This is a genomic window from Rugosimonospora africana (assembly GCF_016862975.1).
Taxonomy (GTDB): Bacteria; Actinomycetota; Actinomycetes; order Mycobacteriales; family Micromonosporaceae; genus Rugosimonospora; species Rugosimonospora africana.
This window is the reverse complement of sequence record NZ_BONZ01000045.1, coordinates 197,120-211,138: the sequence shown is the minus strand read 5'-3', so window position 1 is coordinate 211,138 and position 14,019 is coordinate 197,120. Positions and strand designations below refer to the sequence as shown.

Genomic DNA, 14,019 nt, shown 5'->3' with positions numbered 1-14,019 from the left:
ATCCTCGTTGGCGTGGTTGCGGGCGGACAGGTAGATCCGCCCGTCCGAGAGTTCGGCGACACTGATCTCCTGCGGGTCGAGCGTGCCGGTCGAGGGCTGCACCGGGCCAAGGTGCCAGCTCTGGCCGTCGTTGTCGCTGTAGACGATGCCGCCGTACGAGACAGAATCGGAGTCGGTCTGGTAGTTGATGCCCGCGATGAGCCGCCCGCTGGACAGCTTGATCGCGTGGCCGGGACCGAACGCGAGCCAGAACGGAGGCTTGTCTCCGAAGCCGAGGTCTTCCGTGAGGTCGTTGGGCGCCGGTGACGTCGGCCAGGTCAGTCCGCCGTCGTAGCTGTAGGTGGCCCTGGGGGTGCGACCGCACGTCGACGGCCATCCGCACTCGCGTACCGACAGCAACACGATCGTGGCCGAGCCGGGGATCGCGATCGGTGTGGGGTTGGTCTTCGCCTCGCCCCAACCCTTGATCACCATCGTGACGGCCGTGCCCCAGGTCTTGCCGTCGTCGGTGGAGCGTTTGGAGACGATGTCGATGTCACCGTGGTCGCTGCAGCTGTCCTTACGGCCCTCGGCGAAGGCGACCAGCTCGTCGTGGAGCACGCCGTTGGTGTCGGGGTAGTTGGCGCGCACGACGGCCGGGATGCGAAAACAGGAATAGCCACCGTCGCCCGCATGGAAGATCTGTTGACTGGTGGGCGGTTCGGCGGTGGCGGCCGTCGCGTGCTGCGGTGCGACCAGGAGACCACCCGTCACCGCGACCCCGACCGCGACGGATGTCAGGCGTGCCATGAATCTCATAGACATATGCACACCATTCTCCATGAAGGTGAACGCGACGTATCGATGGGTCCGAGTCCAGCGACCCTGGTCATCCGAGTGAGCGGAAACGCGGCCATAAAGCCGGCCAGCTACCGCGGGGTTGGGAGCACACCCATACCGGCGCGCCTTGTTCGTCATTGGCGATCCGAAGGTGGTTGTCCAGCCGCGTGCCCAGACGGACATCTGCGAACGACCGCTCCAGGACGTCGCGGGCAAAGCCGATCGCGACAATGGTGTCCGCGGTCGCGGGAGGCGGGCCCCAGTACCAGTAGCCGTTGTGGCCGCTGAACGCCGCTGGTAGGCCGAGCGCCGGCCCGTACCGGTCGATGGCTCCCGCTTCGCCGTAGTTACGGGTGACGAGGGCGGCGCTCGCCTGCTGGCGGGCCGGAAGCTGCCGGAAGACACCGGCGATCTCCCGGACGTAGGTGGGCCAGGCGATGGTCTCGCCGGTGTCGTAGTTGACCGAAACGATGGGCGTCCGGTGCAGGGTGCCGAGGGGTACGACCGGAAGGGTGACTACTGCCGAGCTAGTCGCGCTGACTACGAGGGCGGCGCCGAGCATAGTACGGCGCAGCCGGGGCCGCCGCCGTACCCACTCGACTGTCGGCTGGGCGCCGGCCGCGAGCAGTACCGGGAAGAACCCGCCGAGGTAGTACGGCTTGCCGCCGAGGGCTAGGAACACAACGGCGAGCAGCGCGTACGCCCAACCGAGGGCGCGGCACCAGCGGAGTGCCGGATCGCGGAAGAGCCGGACCAGGCCGCCGATCCAGATCGGTGCGAGGAAAAGGCTGATCAGCCCGAGCTGGACGGGCAGGAACAGGGCGCGCGGCTCGGAGCTTCCCGAGGAGCCCGCCGAGACCGCGCGGCCGACCTGCCATTGGGGCCAGCCGTGACGGGCCTGCCACACCAGGTACGGCGCCCACACGACGGCAGTCACAGCCCCGCCGGTCCACAGCCACCGTGAGGCGAGTATCCGCCGCGGCCCGGCCACCGCGATCCCCACCACCAGGGCCGCGATCAGAAACGCGACCAGGTCCTTGTTCAGCAGACCGATCCCCGCGACACCCCCGCACACCACCAACAGCCGCTGGTCGCCGGTGCGCAGGACTCGTACCACGAGCCAAAGCAGCAGTGCCCAGGCGAGCAGGTCGTACGTCGTGGTACTGAGCAGGTGCCCGGCCCCGAGTAGCAGCGGCGCGACCGCCATTGAGGCGGCGGCCAACGTCTGCGCGGCGCGTCGCCCGCCCAGTTCGCGGGTGAGAAGCGCGGCCAGCACGACGACCGCAGCGACCGCGAGGGCCGACGGTAGCCGCAGGACGACGACCGAGCCCGGCGCCACCAGCGACAGCAGTCTCGCCAGCAGCGCCACCAGCGGCGGCTGGTCGGGATACCCCCACGCCAGGTGCCGACCGGCGGCGAGGTCGTAGAGCTCATCGCGGTGGTATCCGTACCGCCCGGACAGGGCGACCAACAGCGCGGCGACGCATCCGGCGACCCCTGCGACCGGCCCAACCGCCAACCGTGCCAGGTGTGGGCACGACACCGATCGACCCGATCCCTCCCGCGTTTCCACGGGCGCAGCCTACGTGTGGTTCACGGTCACCGTGCCCGAGAATTCCGCTCAACTGGCCGGCAAGGGGGGTGCCTGCGGTGCGGGCGCGGCCGGGAACAGTTGCACGATGACGTCCGGACTCGGTGCGCTTCCGTACTTGGTCGCGAATAGCTCGGATATCTCCCGCACCTGATCGGGCGGAGAACCGTCCAGTTGCGACATCAACAGCACCGGTGCGGTGGTCGCTGCGGGCTGACGCACTCGCTGTCCCGCGATGCCGTGCTTGACGAGGTGCGCCACCAGCGGCGTGGCGTCGATGAACATCCGGTCGAGATGCTGGACAAACCCGACCCGGCAGGTGACTCCGGTACCGGTCATTCCGTGTACCTCGATGAGCAGCTGTACGTAGTCCTCAACAGCGCGCGTGGTGTCGGCCGCCCAGAGTTCGTCGAAGCGGCTCTGTGCGAACTCGCCGAGCGGGTTGAACACGTACGTCTCGATCTGGCGGGCGGCGGCGACCCGGTGGTGCAACGGGAAGAAGGAGATGAGCACCTTGTCGTCCCAACGGAACAGCTGCATCGACGGCGACGCGTCGTAGATGCGCACCTCCAGATGCCGGAGCAGCGCGGAGTCGAGCCGCTGTGTGAACCCGTACAGTTGACGCAGGTTGGCGGTGATCAGCTTCTCGACGTCCAGTCCGTCCAGCTCCCTGGCGCGTTGCTCGACGGCGATTGAGGCTGGGTCGAGCAGCAGGATGCGTACTGTCGCGCCGTTGCGCAGTGCGCTGTGAAGTGCCTCGAGGAATGCGTCCCGGTACGGCTCCTCCAGCACGCTGGAGAACGTGGCCATCATTTCCACCATCCAGCGGCTGCCGCGGATCCCATCGGTAAGTCTTGTCCGATCGAGGCGCGTGTGCTCCTGGATGGGGGCCGCGGTCTGGCGCAGGCGTTCGAAGATGGGAGCGAACACCAGGTAGGTCGGCGGCACAAGCGCCAGCGAGGCTCCCACGTTGAGGAGGAGATCGCGGGCGAACCCGGCGGTAAGACCAGCGGCGGTGAGGGTGCAGGCCGCGATCAGCGTCACCACGAGCGTCGCGAGCGCCGGGTATAGGCGGGCACGCGGCGCGCCCAGAGCGCGGCGCAACGGTCGCATGGTCACCTCCCGCCTACAACCATAGAAGGTGATGACTAACGTGCTGGCCGCCGCGACGGTGGTGGTGTGGGGTGCGCGGTACGAACAGGGGCGCTCGGCCTGGCGGGGCCGGCGCCCCGGTGTGTCAGGCTGCTGCGAGAGCGAGGGTGAGGCAGAAGCCGAGCAGCGCGGTTCCTTGGAGGGCCGCGCGCAGGTTGATGATCGAGTCCCACCGTTCCTGGAGCTGACGTGCGCCGGGCGGTACCTGGCCGGCCTCGGCTGCTTCGATGAATGCCTTGTTGATCGGTAGCGAGATCCGGTTGAACAGGACCAGCCAGACGAGCAGCAGGAGCAGCGCGATCCCCGCGGCGACGCCGGCGGCTGGGCGGCCGGTGAGGAACGCGGTGAGCGCGGCCGCGGCGCCGGCGACCACGCTGAGGATGCCGGGTACGGACATGCGGGCGTTGCCGTAGCGGTGGCCCAGGCCCACGACGCGGGTCATGGTGGCGTCGTCGAGCGCGGCGTACGTCGGGCGCATGACCAGCGCGCCGACCGTGTCGGTACCGAAGATGACGGCCGTGGCCAGCGCGGCGGCGGTGGCGAGGACGTCGAGGAGTACGGTCACAATCCCTCCAGGAATCTAGCGTTGCTAGGAATCTAGCACTGCTAGGATCAGGATGTGAAGGCCCCAACGAAAGCGCAACTGGCCCGTGCCGGCCGGCGGGATCGGATCGTCGACGCGGCGCGGGAGATCGCCGAGGTGCACGGGTGGCCGGCGGTGACCGTGCGGCGGCTTGCCGACACGATCGGCTTCAGCCAGCCGGTTCTTTACGGGCATTTCCCCGACGGCCGGGACGGCATCATCCGGGCGGTCGCACTGGCCGGCTTCGCTCGGCTCGCCGAGCTTTTGACCTCGGCGGGTGACCTGGGCGGGCTCTGCGCGGCGTACCTCGACTTCGCCCGATCGCAGCCGGCGACGTACGAGGCGATGTTCTCCATGCCGACCGACCTGGAGTTCGCCCGGCCGACCACGCCCGAGCCGCTGCGCGCCGGATTCCGCCCGCTGCTGTCCGCGACGGGCGACGAGACTCGGGCGGAGGTCTTGTGGAGCGCGCTGCACGGCCTGGCTGACCTGTCCCGGCACGGCCGGCTGCGGCCCGACCACGAGACGGCCCGTGTCGAAATGCTGATCGGCCTGCTCGGGCGCGGACAGGGTCCACGTGCTCCAGAAGATGCGGGTCATCGAGCGCGGCGAACGTCGCGGCCGGGCCGTGGGTCACGCTAGGGCGTGCGACCGTAGCGGGTCACCGCCGTCTTCAGGAACTGGAAGGTTGCCGGATCCGCATCGACGTTCTTCGTCGTCATGAAGCTCATCGCGAACAACCCGTCGGCGGTGGCGCGCTGAATGAAGGAGTCCGTGAAGATCGCGCGTACGTCGGCGTCGAAGGTGGCCTGGTTGCCGTTGTCGGGCTTGTAGTGTGCCAGCATCACTGGCCCGTACGGGTGCAGGATTTTGGTCATCGCCAGTATCTGCGCCGGGTTTTGGCTCGCGGGGTCATTCATCGCTTGGAAGCTCTGGAAGTCGGACGCCTTGAGGATGTCCGTGAAGTGGCTGATCAGCGACTTCCCGCCGCCCTTCTGCGGATAGTCGTAGGTGCCCAGCCAGCCGCCGAAGCCCAACGACACGTGCACGTTGGCCGCGTTGGCGTGCAGGACCTGGTACGCCGCTCGGTATTGGTCTTTCAACGCCAGGTAGTAGTTGGTCGCCGAGTCCCATTCGTTGTCCACGCACGGGTAGGTGGAGAACTCGGTGAACAGGGTGACATAGAAGGGTGGGCCGGTTCTGGCACCGCCGAAGATCTGCGCCAGGTGTTTCATGTCGTTGAGGAACTGACTGGACAGCGGGTAGGCCCGCCCGCACGCCGGTCCGTATTTGGTAGTCAGCTGACCCTCGTCGTCCGGTGCCCACTCCACCACGTGGATGGCATAGCCCGACCGGTACAGCTTGGGGATCAGCGTCTTCTTCCAACCGTCCATGAAGTCGCCGAAGTCGGATTCCTCGTTGTACCAGCTGGTCAGCATCTTCACGGGGGACTGTTTGGCGAGCGCGGTCTGAGCGGCCCGGTCGGCCTCGTCGCCGATGCCGATCAGCAGTTTGCCCGGCACGACGCCGGTGAACGGGACGAGCGGTCCGGCGGGCGTGGCGCTCGGCGATGGCGAAGGCCGGCTGGAGATGGCGGCTGCGGGTGATGCCGCACTGGCCACAGGCGAGGGTGAGGCCGTGGCGGCGGCGGAGCTGGCCGGTGCGTCGGCCATCCCGAACATGGCCCAACCAGCGGTACCGACAAGGCCGATCAGGGCTGCGGTCAGCAGCACACCGAACATCGCTCGGCGAGCGCGCGGGCTGCTGGGGCGGCGATGCTTGCTGGCGACCACGGATAGCGACGGTAGCCGGACCGGCCGAGAAGATCCAGGATCTCGGCCACATACCGCCACCGCGACATTTGGATCGGATGGCTGTGCGGACCGCAGCCACCACAGGTGCGTACCTCGCAGCGGAGAGCTCAGCTGCTATCCTCGCAGTCCCGTGCCTGTCTGAGGAACCGTCGATGCCGCAGCGAAGTATGCAGCCGTCCCCGGCCGGCTGGTATGACGATCCATACGAGGCCGGCAAGCTGCGGTACTTCGACGGAGCACGGTGGACTGACCACGTCGAAACCGACAACCGTCGATCCCCCGCGTAAGCGTCACGCGGACGGGGGTCGACAGGTGTCGCGTGCTCCAGGTCAGCTGTTGATCTGCTCGAGGACGTACCGGACGTTGTCGTCGATGGAGTTGACCGCGTCGACCGTGATGTGACTGACGGCCAGCGGCGGGTACTCGGTTCGCATGCGTTCAACGTGGTCCCAGCCGATCTCGTGCCAGCCGGGAATGTCCCGCTTGCGGCCGACGATCCGTGAGCGGTGCAGCTCGATATCGGTGCAGACACACTCGACGACGAGCAGGCGGGCGTCGTACCGTGCCGCGTCGTCGCGCCAGCGGCCGGCGGTGTCGTCGTTGATCAGGCAGTCGACAACCGCGGACTGGCCGAGTATCAGTTGCCGGGTGATCAGCGTGTGCAGCAGGTTGTAGTACATGGCGAGGTACGTCGGGCGGTCCAGGCGGTCCAGCAGGCCGTAGGGCTTCAGGGCTCCCATCAGCCAATCGCCGGCGAACGCTGGGGCCTGAATCGCTCGAGCGACCTGCTCGGCCAGCGATGACTTGCCGGTTCCTGGCAATCCGGTGAAGACGACCACGCGGCTGGGCTTCGAATCCTGCACCGGCGTCGGTTCTCCTTCCTACCTCGCAAGGTCGAGCGGTGTGGCGGGCCGGGCGCTGCCGATGGCGACGGGGGCTTCAGTCCGACCCCCCACCTCAGGAAAGGGCAACGGCGGCGCCGGTCACCGCGATCCCGGTTCCGGACTGGGCGGGGATCTCTATGGCGAGCAGGCTTGGACGGCCCATGTCTTGGCCCTGGTGCACGGTGACCGTCGCGGGCGGCGCCACGAGGCCGAACTCGCGCAGATAGCCACCCAACGCCGCGGCCGCCGCGCCGGTCGCGGGGTCCTCGACAACACCACCGGGTGGGAATGGGTTACGCGCGTGGAATGTCAGCGCGGACTCGCGGTAGACCAGGTCGATGGTTGTCCAGTCGCGCTGGGCCATCAGGCTGGCCAACGCCGCCATGTCGTAGTCCAGGTCGGCCAGGCGTTGCCGGCTCGCGGCTGCCACGATGGGATGCCACGCCCCGGCGAAGGCGATCCGCGGCGGCAGCGTCGGGTCGAGGTCGCCCGGCCTCCAGTGCAGCGCTTCGAGCAGCGCCGCAAGGTCGCGGGCGGAGATGGGTTTGGTTTGCGGTTCGACGCTGATCAGCGTGGCGGTGGTGGCACCGTCCGCCTGCGCCTTGGTGGAAACCTCAACCAGACCGGCGCGGGTGTCCAGATACAGGACTCCCAGACCGTGCCGTTCGGAGTAGGCGACTGCTGACGCGATGGTCGCGTGGCCGCAGAACGGGACCTCCGCCTTCGGGCTGAAATAGCGCACGGTGAAGTGCCTGTCCTCGTCGGGCACGAGGAATGCCGTTTCGGAGTACCCGACCTCGGCTGCCACCCGCTGCATCTCCGCGTCGCCGAGCCCAGTGGCATCCAGGACAACACCCGCCGGGTTGCCGCCGGCTGGATCGGCGCTAAACGCGGTGTACCGCAGTATCTCCATGATCACCATCATAGGGCGGCACCTCACCACATTCGAGTGCCAATCCACTCCTCGTGGCCGCAAGCAGCCCCATCGCCCGGCATCCGCTTGCTCGGCCTACGCTTGGCATCGCTAGCAGGGCACAGAATGGCCCGTGGACCCCCGCCAGAACAGGGGTCACCACTCTTGGCTATCAAGCGCGGTTCGAAGGTGTGCACCAAGCACGCTGGCCTGCTCGCGGTCCCATGGGATGATGCCGTGTTCGGCCATCAACGCGTGGAACTGCTGCTCCCGGTACGGGGTTCCGGGCGGCAGGGGCGCGACATGCCAGTGGATGTGGCTGTTGCCGTGCTGGCTGCCGAGGCTCAACACGTACATGCGCTCGCACGGCACCACCGTTGCCAGTGCCTGAGCCACGCGGTACACGACCTCCTGCAACCGCAGGTACGCCGGCCTGTCAAGGTCGCGGTGCACCAGCTCCGCGTGCGCCTTCGGTGCCACCAGCGTGTAGCCGTACAGCGTGGGATACCGGTTGAGGAAGGCGACGTGTTCGCCGTCGTCATACACGATCTCGTGCTCGCTGCCCGGTACACCGGCGACCAGCGCGCAGATGAAACAGGCACCACTACGCGTCCGGTGCTCGTACGCGTCGAGGTTCATGGGGATTCGAGGCGTCGTCACCTCGTCGATGGTAGGCGTTGCTCGGAGCGGGAATCAGCGGCGCCAGCCGCTGTTGCGCCAGGCGCGGGTGCGGCGGTAGGTCGGCAGGCGATCCCGGCCCTGCTGCCGCGGATGAATGTCTTGCAGTTGCAGGTCAACGCCGGTCGCGGCGAGCGCGGTGGTCCACCGCTCCGGCAGGTCCGGCCGGCCCTTGCGGCTGGTCTCCAGCCGCTGGTCGAAGACGAGCCGGATGATGCTGGAGCGCGGCGTTGACACGATCATGGTTCGGAACACCTCCATCCGGCGCACCGAGGCCAGGGGGGAGGTGGTGCTGGTGCCGTTGACCCGGCGCACGGTGACCCGGTCGGGTCGGCCCGCCGGAGTCAGCTCCAGCGCCACCACGCGCCGCCGGTCCCGGATGAACTCCCACACGGCGAAGACGCAGGCGCCCAGCAGCGGCAGTGAGAGGATCAGCAGGGTGATGCCAGCCCCGGGACCGGTCTTGTTCGCCGCGATGCAGACGCCGAGCAGGAACGGTACCCCGAGCATCGCGGCGAACACGCCGCCGCTGTGCTTCAGCGTGTAGTAGGGGTCGTCACTGTCCGCGTACCAGACCAGTCCCTCAGTGGGCTCCACACGCCCATTCTGGTCGATGCGTCAACACCCGGCCGTCCGCTGTGGACCGACAAGAACTGAGACATCCATCCTGTTGCGCGAACCGGAATTTCGTGTCCTCTCTGGCGGGCCGATAGCTTCGGATTCATGGAGTGGAGCTTTCAGACGGCCGAAGAACTCGTTGTCGCGTTGCACGCCGGTGCGGTGACATCGGTGGAACTGACCGACGAGGCGATCGCCCGGATCGAGCGCGACGACGAGGTGATCAACGCGATCTGCGTGCCGGACTTCGACCGTGCGCGGGCTGCGGCACACCGTGCCGACCAGGCACGCGCGCGTGGTGAGGACCGGCCGCTGCTCGGCATTCCGGTGACGGTCAAGGAGTCGTACAACATGACCGGGCTGCCCACGACCTGGGGCATGCCGCCGCACCGGGACTATATGCCGGCCGAGGACGCGGTACAGGTGTCGCGACTCAAGGCCGCGGGCGCGGTGGTGCTCGGCAAGACCAATGTGCCGTTGGGGCTGCAAGACATACAGAGCTTCAACGAGATCTACGGCACCACCAACAACCCGTGGGATCACGGTCGCACGCCGGGCGGATCCTCCGGCGGGTCGGCGGCGGCCCTGGCGTCCGGGTTCGGCGCGCTGTCCATCGGCTCCGACATCGCCGGCTCGCTGCGTACCCCCGCGCACTTCTGCGGCGTCTACGCGCACAAGCCGACGCTCGGGCTGGCGGCCAATCGCGGTATGGTCCTGCCATCCGAGCCGGCATTGCCGGTCGACCTCGACCTCGCCGTCGTCGGTCCGATGGCGCGCACCGCCCGCGACCTCACGCTCCTGCTCGACGTCATGGCCGGACCGGATCCGCTGACGCACGGCATGGCGCACCGTTTGGCACTGCCGCCCGCCCGCCACGAGCGGCTCCGCGACTTCCGGGTCTTGGTCCTCGACGAGCACCCGCTCATTCCGACCGGGTCCGCCGTGCGGGCGGGCGTGAACCGGGTGGCCGCCGCGCTCGTCGACGGTGGCGCCCGCGTCGAACGGCACAGTTCGCTGCTGCCCGATCTGACCGAAGCCGCGACGCTCTACACGCAGTTGCTGATTTCGAACTCCGTTGCGCGTTTTCCCATCGAATCGCAGGAGCAGCTGCGGACCCGCGCCGCCGGACTGAGCGCGGACGACCAGAGTCTTGACGCCGTGCGGCTGCGGGCCATGGTGTTCAGCCACCGCGACTGGATGGAGGCGAACAACCGCCGCGAACTGCACCGCCACGGCTGGCGGCAGTTGTTCGCCGAGTTCGACGCCGTGGTGTGCCCGATCACGCCGACGCCCGCGTTCCCGCACGACCACAACCCCAATCCGTTGAAACGGCGCATCGACATCGACGGCGTCGGGTACCCGTACTTGGACCAGCTCGTCTGGGCCGGCCTGGCCACCATGCCCGGTCTGCCCGCCACCGCCATACCCGCGGGCCGGTCGCCCGAGGGCCTACCGGTCGGGGTGCAGCTCATCGGTCCGATGTTCGAGGACCGCACCCCGCTGCGGCTGGCCGAACTGCTCGAGCAGAAGATCGGCGGCTTCCAGGCACCGAAGTAGGGCGGTCCTGGGTCGGCGGCGACGTCCGGTCGTCGATCGGGCATGCTGTCGCCGTGGATGCGATCAGACCGGGTGACGGGACAGCTGATCAGTTCGTGAAGGTCGTGTTCGAGCTGCCACGAGACGATGACGGATGGCCGCCCGTGGGTCGCGAGGGCCTGTGGGGCCGTGCCGGTGACCGCGGACACGGTCCGGCTGTACAACTCGCCGTGGTTCGCGCGCAACGTGGCCAATGGTGACCTGTTCCGGGTTCGCCGTGGTGAGGACGGTCAGTTGTGGGCCGACGAACGGTTGGAGTGGTCTGGCTATGCGTGGTTGGCCGCCGAGCCGGTTGAGGCATCTGGTGAATAGGGACGCCTCGTGATCCCGGCCTTCAATCTTGACCAGGAGTTGGAAGCCGCGACCCGCGATGCGGTCGGGGCTTGGCAGTTCATTGGCCGCTTCGCCGAGGCGTACGCGACTGCGCTCGTTGCGGCAGACGGCTGTGACGACGTCGAGTTGCAGGCGGCAGAGGCCCGTCTCGGGTTCTCGATGCCAGCGTCGCTGCGTGAGGCGCACGCGTTGTTCGGCAAGCGCAACGACCTGACCCGGAGTCAAGATGTCCTGCTTTCTCCGGATCAGCTTTGCATCGACGACACGGGTCAGGTGCTGGTCTTCCGGGTGGAGAACCAGCACGTTGCGCAGTGGGGTATTCCGCTGTCGGCGGTCACCGAGCCCGATCCGCCGGTCGTGTTCCGGCTCGATTCGGTCGGCCAGGCGCAGCGCGCGTGGCAGCCGTTCCTCGACCGTGTGTCGTTGGCCTGCGTGGAGATGGTGCTGTCGGAGTGGATGTTCTCGGGCGAGATGTTCGTCGACAACCGTGAGTTGGACGATGAGACCATTGCGTTGCTGGAGAAGCGGTTTCGTCGGCTGCCAATGCCGGACTACCCGTTCTGGGCAGGGCCTGGCGGTGGGCCGATGCGGTGGTTCGAAGGATTCGGGGCGTTGCTGCGTGAGGATCCAGGGACGTGGTTGTGGGTGCGTGCGGCGTCGGCGGAGGGGATCGCCGCGGTGCGCCGGGCGTTGCCCGGTGAGTGGTTGATGGAAGATGGGTAGGGGCCTCGACCGAAAATGTGAGGTCGCGTATCAAGAGGCCAGTCCTGCAACCCATGCTCAGGAGGAAGGCGACTCCGCATGCGATCATGGCCGGGTGAGCATTACCCGGCTGATTGCCTCCGACGATGTGTCGGCCCTCACCGCGTTGCTTCGCGTCAACCGTGAGTTCCTCGCACCCTGGGACCCCGCTCGAAGCGAGGACTTCTTCACGACCGACGGGCAACAGGCTGTCATCCGAGACGATCTTCGGCTGTACGCGCGGGGATCGAAGCTGCCGCACGTCATCGTTGACGACGACGGGCAGGTCACCGGCCGCATTACGCTCAACGGCATCGTGCGCGGCGCTTTCCAGTCATGCGCTCTGAGCTACTGGGTGGACGCCAGCCGCAATGGCCGAGGCTTGGCGACCAGAGCGGTGCGTGAGATCGTGCAGGTCGCCTTCGAGGACTTGGGACTGCATCGAGTGCAGGCGGAGACCCTGTTGCATAACGTCAGGTCACGGCGGGTACTGGAGCGCAACGGGTTCAGGCAGTTCGGCGTCGCGCCGGAGTACCTCAACATCGCTGGCCGGTGGCAGGACCACGCCATGTACCAGGTGGTGAAGGCGCCCCAGGCCGGTTGACGGCGGCCGACCCACCGCGGCGCGCCGGACAAGCGGGCGCTCGACACCGGCGGACGGCGGATCCTTTGTTATCGACCAGCGGCGTCGAGTTCGTCGAGTCGGCCTGTTTCGAGGTGGCTGATGTCGCCGCCAGAGTCCAGGGCAGCGTCGAGAAGCAGCGCGAGCGAGGTGCCGTATACCGGCACATCCTGGGGCTGGTCGGCCAGCCGGTAACGCTGGTCGGTCTCGGTTTCATCCGGCCGTGAGGGTTCCACCTGAGCGATCTGGCAGGTGACCCAGTGGAAAGTCTGGCTGACGGTGTCGCTGGCCATGGCGATGCTGCGGCCATCTGCCAGATCGATGATCCCGACCAGCGAGGCGTTGTGGTAGCTGCGGTGCACCTGGCGGTGCTCGCTGACCGGCAGGAGCCGCCACTGGCCGTCGAACAGGGTCGCGGAGCCGATGCGGTGATAGAGGGCGATCAGGTCGGCGCTGGCGCTGAACATGAGCGCGGGCCGGGGCGGGGTGACCTGGTGGTCAGCCGCGATCCGGTCGATCACGTCGTCGATCTCGACCTGCGCTGATGCCAGGTGCCAGCCGGCGACCGGCCGTAGCGCCCCGTCGGGGTCCTGTGCCACGCCGACCAATCCGGCGTGGAAGGCGACTGCCTGGTTATCCCGTCCAACCTGGTCGTTGACGTTGACGGTCACCCGGGACAGGGTGGCCGGCACCCCGCTGCTGACGATTCCCGGACCGTTGTAGCCCATCCGGTCGCCGCTCAGGTCGCGCGGTTCTTCGATGGGTAGTTCCAGCAGCGGGTTCGGATAGTCGACCACACCATCACCGGTCAGGTACGGGTAAAAGCGGGCGGCCCAGCCGGTGATCTGCTCGCCCCCGTAGGCGTCGACGGGGTTGTAGATGCGCCGCCAGAATGCGGTGTCTACATCGCCGCTGGCGGCCCGGACGAACTGGTCGGCGATGGGCACCAACGAGCGGTGCCAGGTGCTCAGACCGTACGCGGGCAGCGCGTCGACTCGGGCACGGATCTTCTGCCAGTCCTCGACCGTGCCGGTCAGCGTGACAGTCGGGATGCCGCACACGCACACCAGCCACAGTGCGAAGTACGGAGAGTACGCGTCGAGCAGGACCACCTGCCCGGCGACCCGCTCAACGTCGGTGCTGGTGGAGAAGTCGCACTCGAAAAACTCGGCATTGTTGACTTCGTCGGCGATCAGCTTGCTGAACTGCTCCACGACCTCCTGCCACGAGTCGGAATTCTGCGGCATCGGCCCCATGGTCACGGTCAGCCGCTTGCGTCCGGCGTGCCCGACCAGCCGTGGACGTAACTGCTCGGCGTGCAGGCGTACGTGCTGGGCGACGCCCTGCGCGATGGTCAGCCACACCGCGTCCGGCGACAACACCAACGGACGATGCTCCGCGAAGGCCCGCCCGACCGCGCTCAGCAACGGATGGACGCCGTCGGGAACGATGACCGGCAGTGTCGGGTCACCGCCGACAACCACAGCGGCCGGGAACAATTCGCCGACTGGCCGAGCGGGGAGCAACTCGGTAGCGGGTACCACATCGTCAACCCGGAAGGTCACCACAACCTGACCCTAGCGCCCGGCGTCACCGGCCGAAGTCCGCCGTCGGTGGAGCTGGCATGCCCGACCATGATTGGCTGGCACTGCTACACGGTCAGCGGCGAGGCTGG

Annotated in this window: 16 protein-coding genes; 6 read left to right on the top strand and 10 right to left on the bottom strand. The window is 67.8% G+C overall.

Features of this window, described 5'->3' with window-relative positions; translation table 11 throughout:
- The 4 genes from Raf01_RS24480 to Raf01_RS24465 form a co-directional block, all read right to left on the bottom strand.
- Positions 1-789, bottom strand: a 789-nt coding sequence (locus Raf01_RS24480; RefSeq protein ID WP_203920323.1) for an exo-alpha-sialidase, incomplete at its 3' end; no start/stop codon positions are given.
- Positions 790-868: 79 nt separating this feature from the next.
- Positions 869-2,392 carry an ArnT family glycosyltransferase gene (locus Raf01_RS24475; protein WP_203920322.1) on the bottom strand — a complete coding sequence of 508 codons (1,524 nt, stop codon included), beginning with the start codon at positions 2,390-2,392 and terminating at the stop codon, positions 869-871.
- A 48-nt stretch (positions 2,393-2,440) separates the two neighbouring features.
- Positions 2,441-3,523: a hypothetical protein gene (locus Raf01_RS24470; RefSeq protein ID WP_203920321.1), complete on the bottom strand. Its 1,083-nt coding sequence runs from the start codon at positions 3,521-3,523 to the stop codon at positions 2,441-2,443.
- A gap of 124 nt (positions 3,524-3,647) precedes the next feature.
- Positions 3,648-4,127 carry a DUF1772 domain-containing protein gene (locus Raf01_RS24465; RefSeq protein ID WP_203920320.1) on the bottom strand — a complete coding sequence of 160 codons (480 nt, stop codon included), beginning with the start codon at positions 4,125-4,127 and terminating at the stop codon, positions 3,648-3,650.
- 54 nt (positions 4,128-4,181) lie between these two features.
- On the opposite strand from Raf01_RS24465, the gene Raf01_RS24460 reads away from it, so the two are divergent.
- A complete protein-coding gene (locus Raf01_RS24460; RefSeq protein WP_203920319.1) occupies positions 4,182-4,787 on the top strand; it encodes a TetR/AcrR family transcriptional regulator in 606 nt (201 codons plus the stop codon).
- Here Raf01_RS24460 and Raf01_RS24455 read toward each other — a convergent pair.
- Positions 4,784-5,938 carry a hypothetical protein gene (locus Raf01_RS24455; RefSeq protein WP_203920318.1) on the bottom strand — a complete coding sequence of 385 codons (1,155 nt, stop codon included), beginning with the start codon at positions 5,936-5,938 and terminating at the stop codon, positions 4,784-4,786. The genes Raf01_RS24460 and Raf01_RS24455 overlap by 4 nt on opposite strands.
- A 77-nt stretch (positions 5,939-6,015) precedes the next feature.
- On the opposite strand from Raf01_RS24455, the gene Raf01_RS50930 reads away from it, so the two are divergent.
- Complete coding sequence (locus Raf01_RS50930; protein ID WP_373319558.1) at positions 6,016-6,246, top strand: DUF2510 domain-containing protein; 231 nt, start codon at positions 6,016-6,018, stop codon at positions 6,244-6,246.
- Between the two features lie 42 nt (positions 6,247-6,288).
- Here the strand turns inward: Raf01_RS50930 and Raf01_RS24445 are convergent, their stop codons facing one another.
- From Raf01_RS24445 to Raf01_RS24430, 4 genes are all read right to left on the bottom strand, one after another.
- The gene (locus Raf01_RS24445; protein ID WP_203920316.1) at positions 6,289-6,822 is read right to left on the bottom strand and encodes a P-loop nucleotide/nucleoside kinase family protein; all 534 of its coding nucleotides are present in this window, start codon (positions 6,820-6,822) and stop codon (positions 6,289-6,291) included.
- A gap of 94 nt (positions 6,823-6,916) precedes the next feature.
- Positions 6,917-7,756 (bottom strand): PhzF family phenazine biosynthesis protein, encoded by an 840-nt coding sequence (locus Raf01_RS24440; protein ID WP_203920315.1) that lies wholly within the window; start codon positions 7,754-7,756, stop codon positions 6,917-6,919.
- A gap of 156 nt (positions 7,757-7,912) precedes the next feature.
- The gene (locus Raf01_RS24435) at positions 7,913-8,416 is read right to left on the bottom strand and encodes an HIT family protein (protein ID WP_203920314.1); all 504 of its coding nucleotides are present in this window, start codon (positions 8,414-8,416) and stop codon (positions 7,913-7,915) included.
- Positions 8,417-8,449: 33 nt separating this feature from the next.
- Positions 8,450-9,031, bottom strand: coding sequence for a hypothetical protein (locus Raf01_RS24430; RefSeq protein ID WP_203920313.1), 582 nt, complete (start codon positions 9,029-9,031; stop codon positions 8,450-8,452).
- 126 nt (positions 9,032-9,157) lie between these two features.
- Here Raf01_RS24430 and Raf01_RS24425 point away from each other — a divergent pair, with 126 nt between their 5' ends.
- The 4 genes from Raf01_RS24425 (at position 9,158) to Raf01_RS24410 (ending at position 12,326) form a co-directional block, all read left to right on the top strand.
- Entirely contained in the window at positions 9,158-10,609 is a 1,452-nt protein-coding gene (locus tag Raf01_RS24425) for an amidase (RefSeq protein ID WP_203920312.1), read from the top strand.
- Between the two features lie 174 nt (positions 10,610-10,783).
- The gene (locus Raf01_RS24420; protein ID WP_203920311.1) at positions 10,784-10,960 is read left to right on the top strand and encodes a DUF4265 domain-containing protein; all 177 of its coding nucleotides are present in this window, start codon (positions 10,784-10,786) and stop codon (positions 10,958-10,960) included.
- Between the two features lie 9 nt (positions 10,961-10,969).
- A complete protein-coding gene (locus Raf01_RS24415; RefSeq protein WP_203920310.1) occupies positions 10,970-11,704 on the top strand; it encodes a hypothetical protein in 735 nt (244 codons plus the stop codon).
- A 94-nt stretch (positions 11,705-11,798) separates the two neighbouring features.
- Positions 11,799-12,326 carry a GNAT family N-acetyltransferase gene (locus Raf01_RS24410; RefSeq protein ID WP_203920340.1) on the top strand — a complete coding sequence of 176 codons (528 nt, stop codon included), beginning with the start codon at positions 11,799-11,801 and terminating at the stop codon, positions 12,324-12,326.
- Positions 12,327-12,394: 68 nt separating this feature from the next.
- Here Raf01_RS24410 and Raf01_RS24405 read toward each other — a convergent pair whose 3' ends face one another.
- Positions 12,395-13,912, bottom strand: coding sequence for a DUF4419 domain-containing protein (locus Raf01_RS24405; protein ID WP_203920309.1), 1,518 nt, complete (start codon positions 13,910-13,912; stop codon positions 12,395-12,397).
- Positions 13,913-14,019: the final 107 nt, after the last annotated feature.

What these genes read in the sequence shown, in the direction of transcription:
- Raf01_RS24425 (WP_203920312.1), top strand. Translation starts at nt 9,158, where the DNA reads ATGGAGTGGAGCTTTCAGACGGCCGAAGAACTCGTTGTCGCGTTGCAC.
- Raf01_RS50930 (WP_373319558.1), top strand. Translation starts at nt 6,016, where the DNA reads ATGGCTGTGCGGACCGCAGCCACCACAGGTGCGTACCTCGCAGCGGAG.
- Raf01_RS24470 (WP_203920321.1), bottom strand. Translation starts at nt 3,523, where the DNA reads ATGCGACCGTTGCGCCGCGCTCTGGGCGCGCCGCGTGCCCGCCTATAC.
- Raf01_RS24440 (WP_203920315.1), bottom strand. Translation starts at nt 7,756, where the DNA reads ATGGAGATACTGCGGTACACCGCGTTTAGCGCCGATCCAGCCGGCGGC.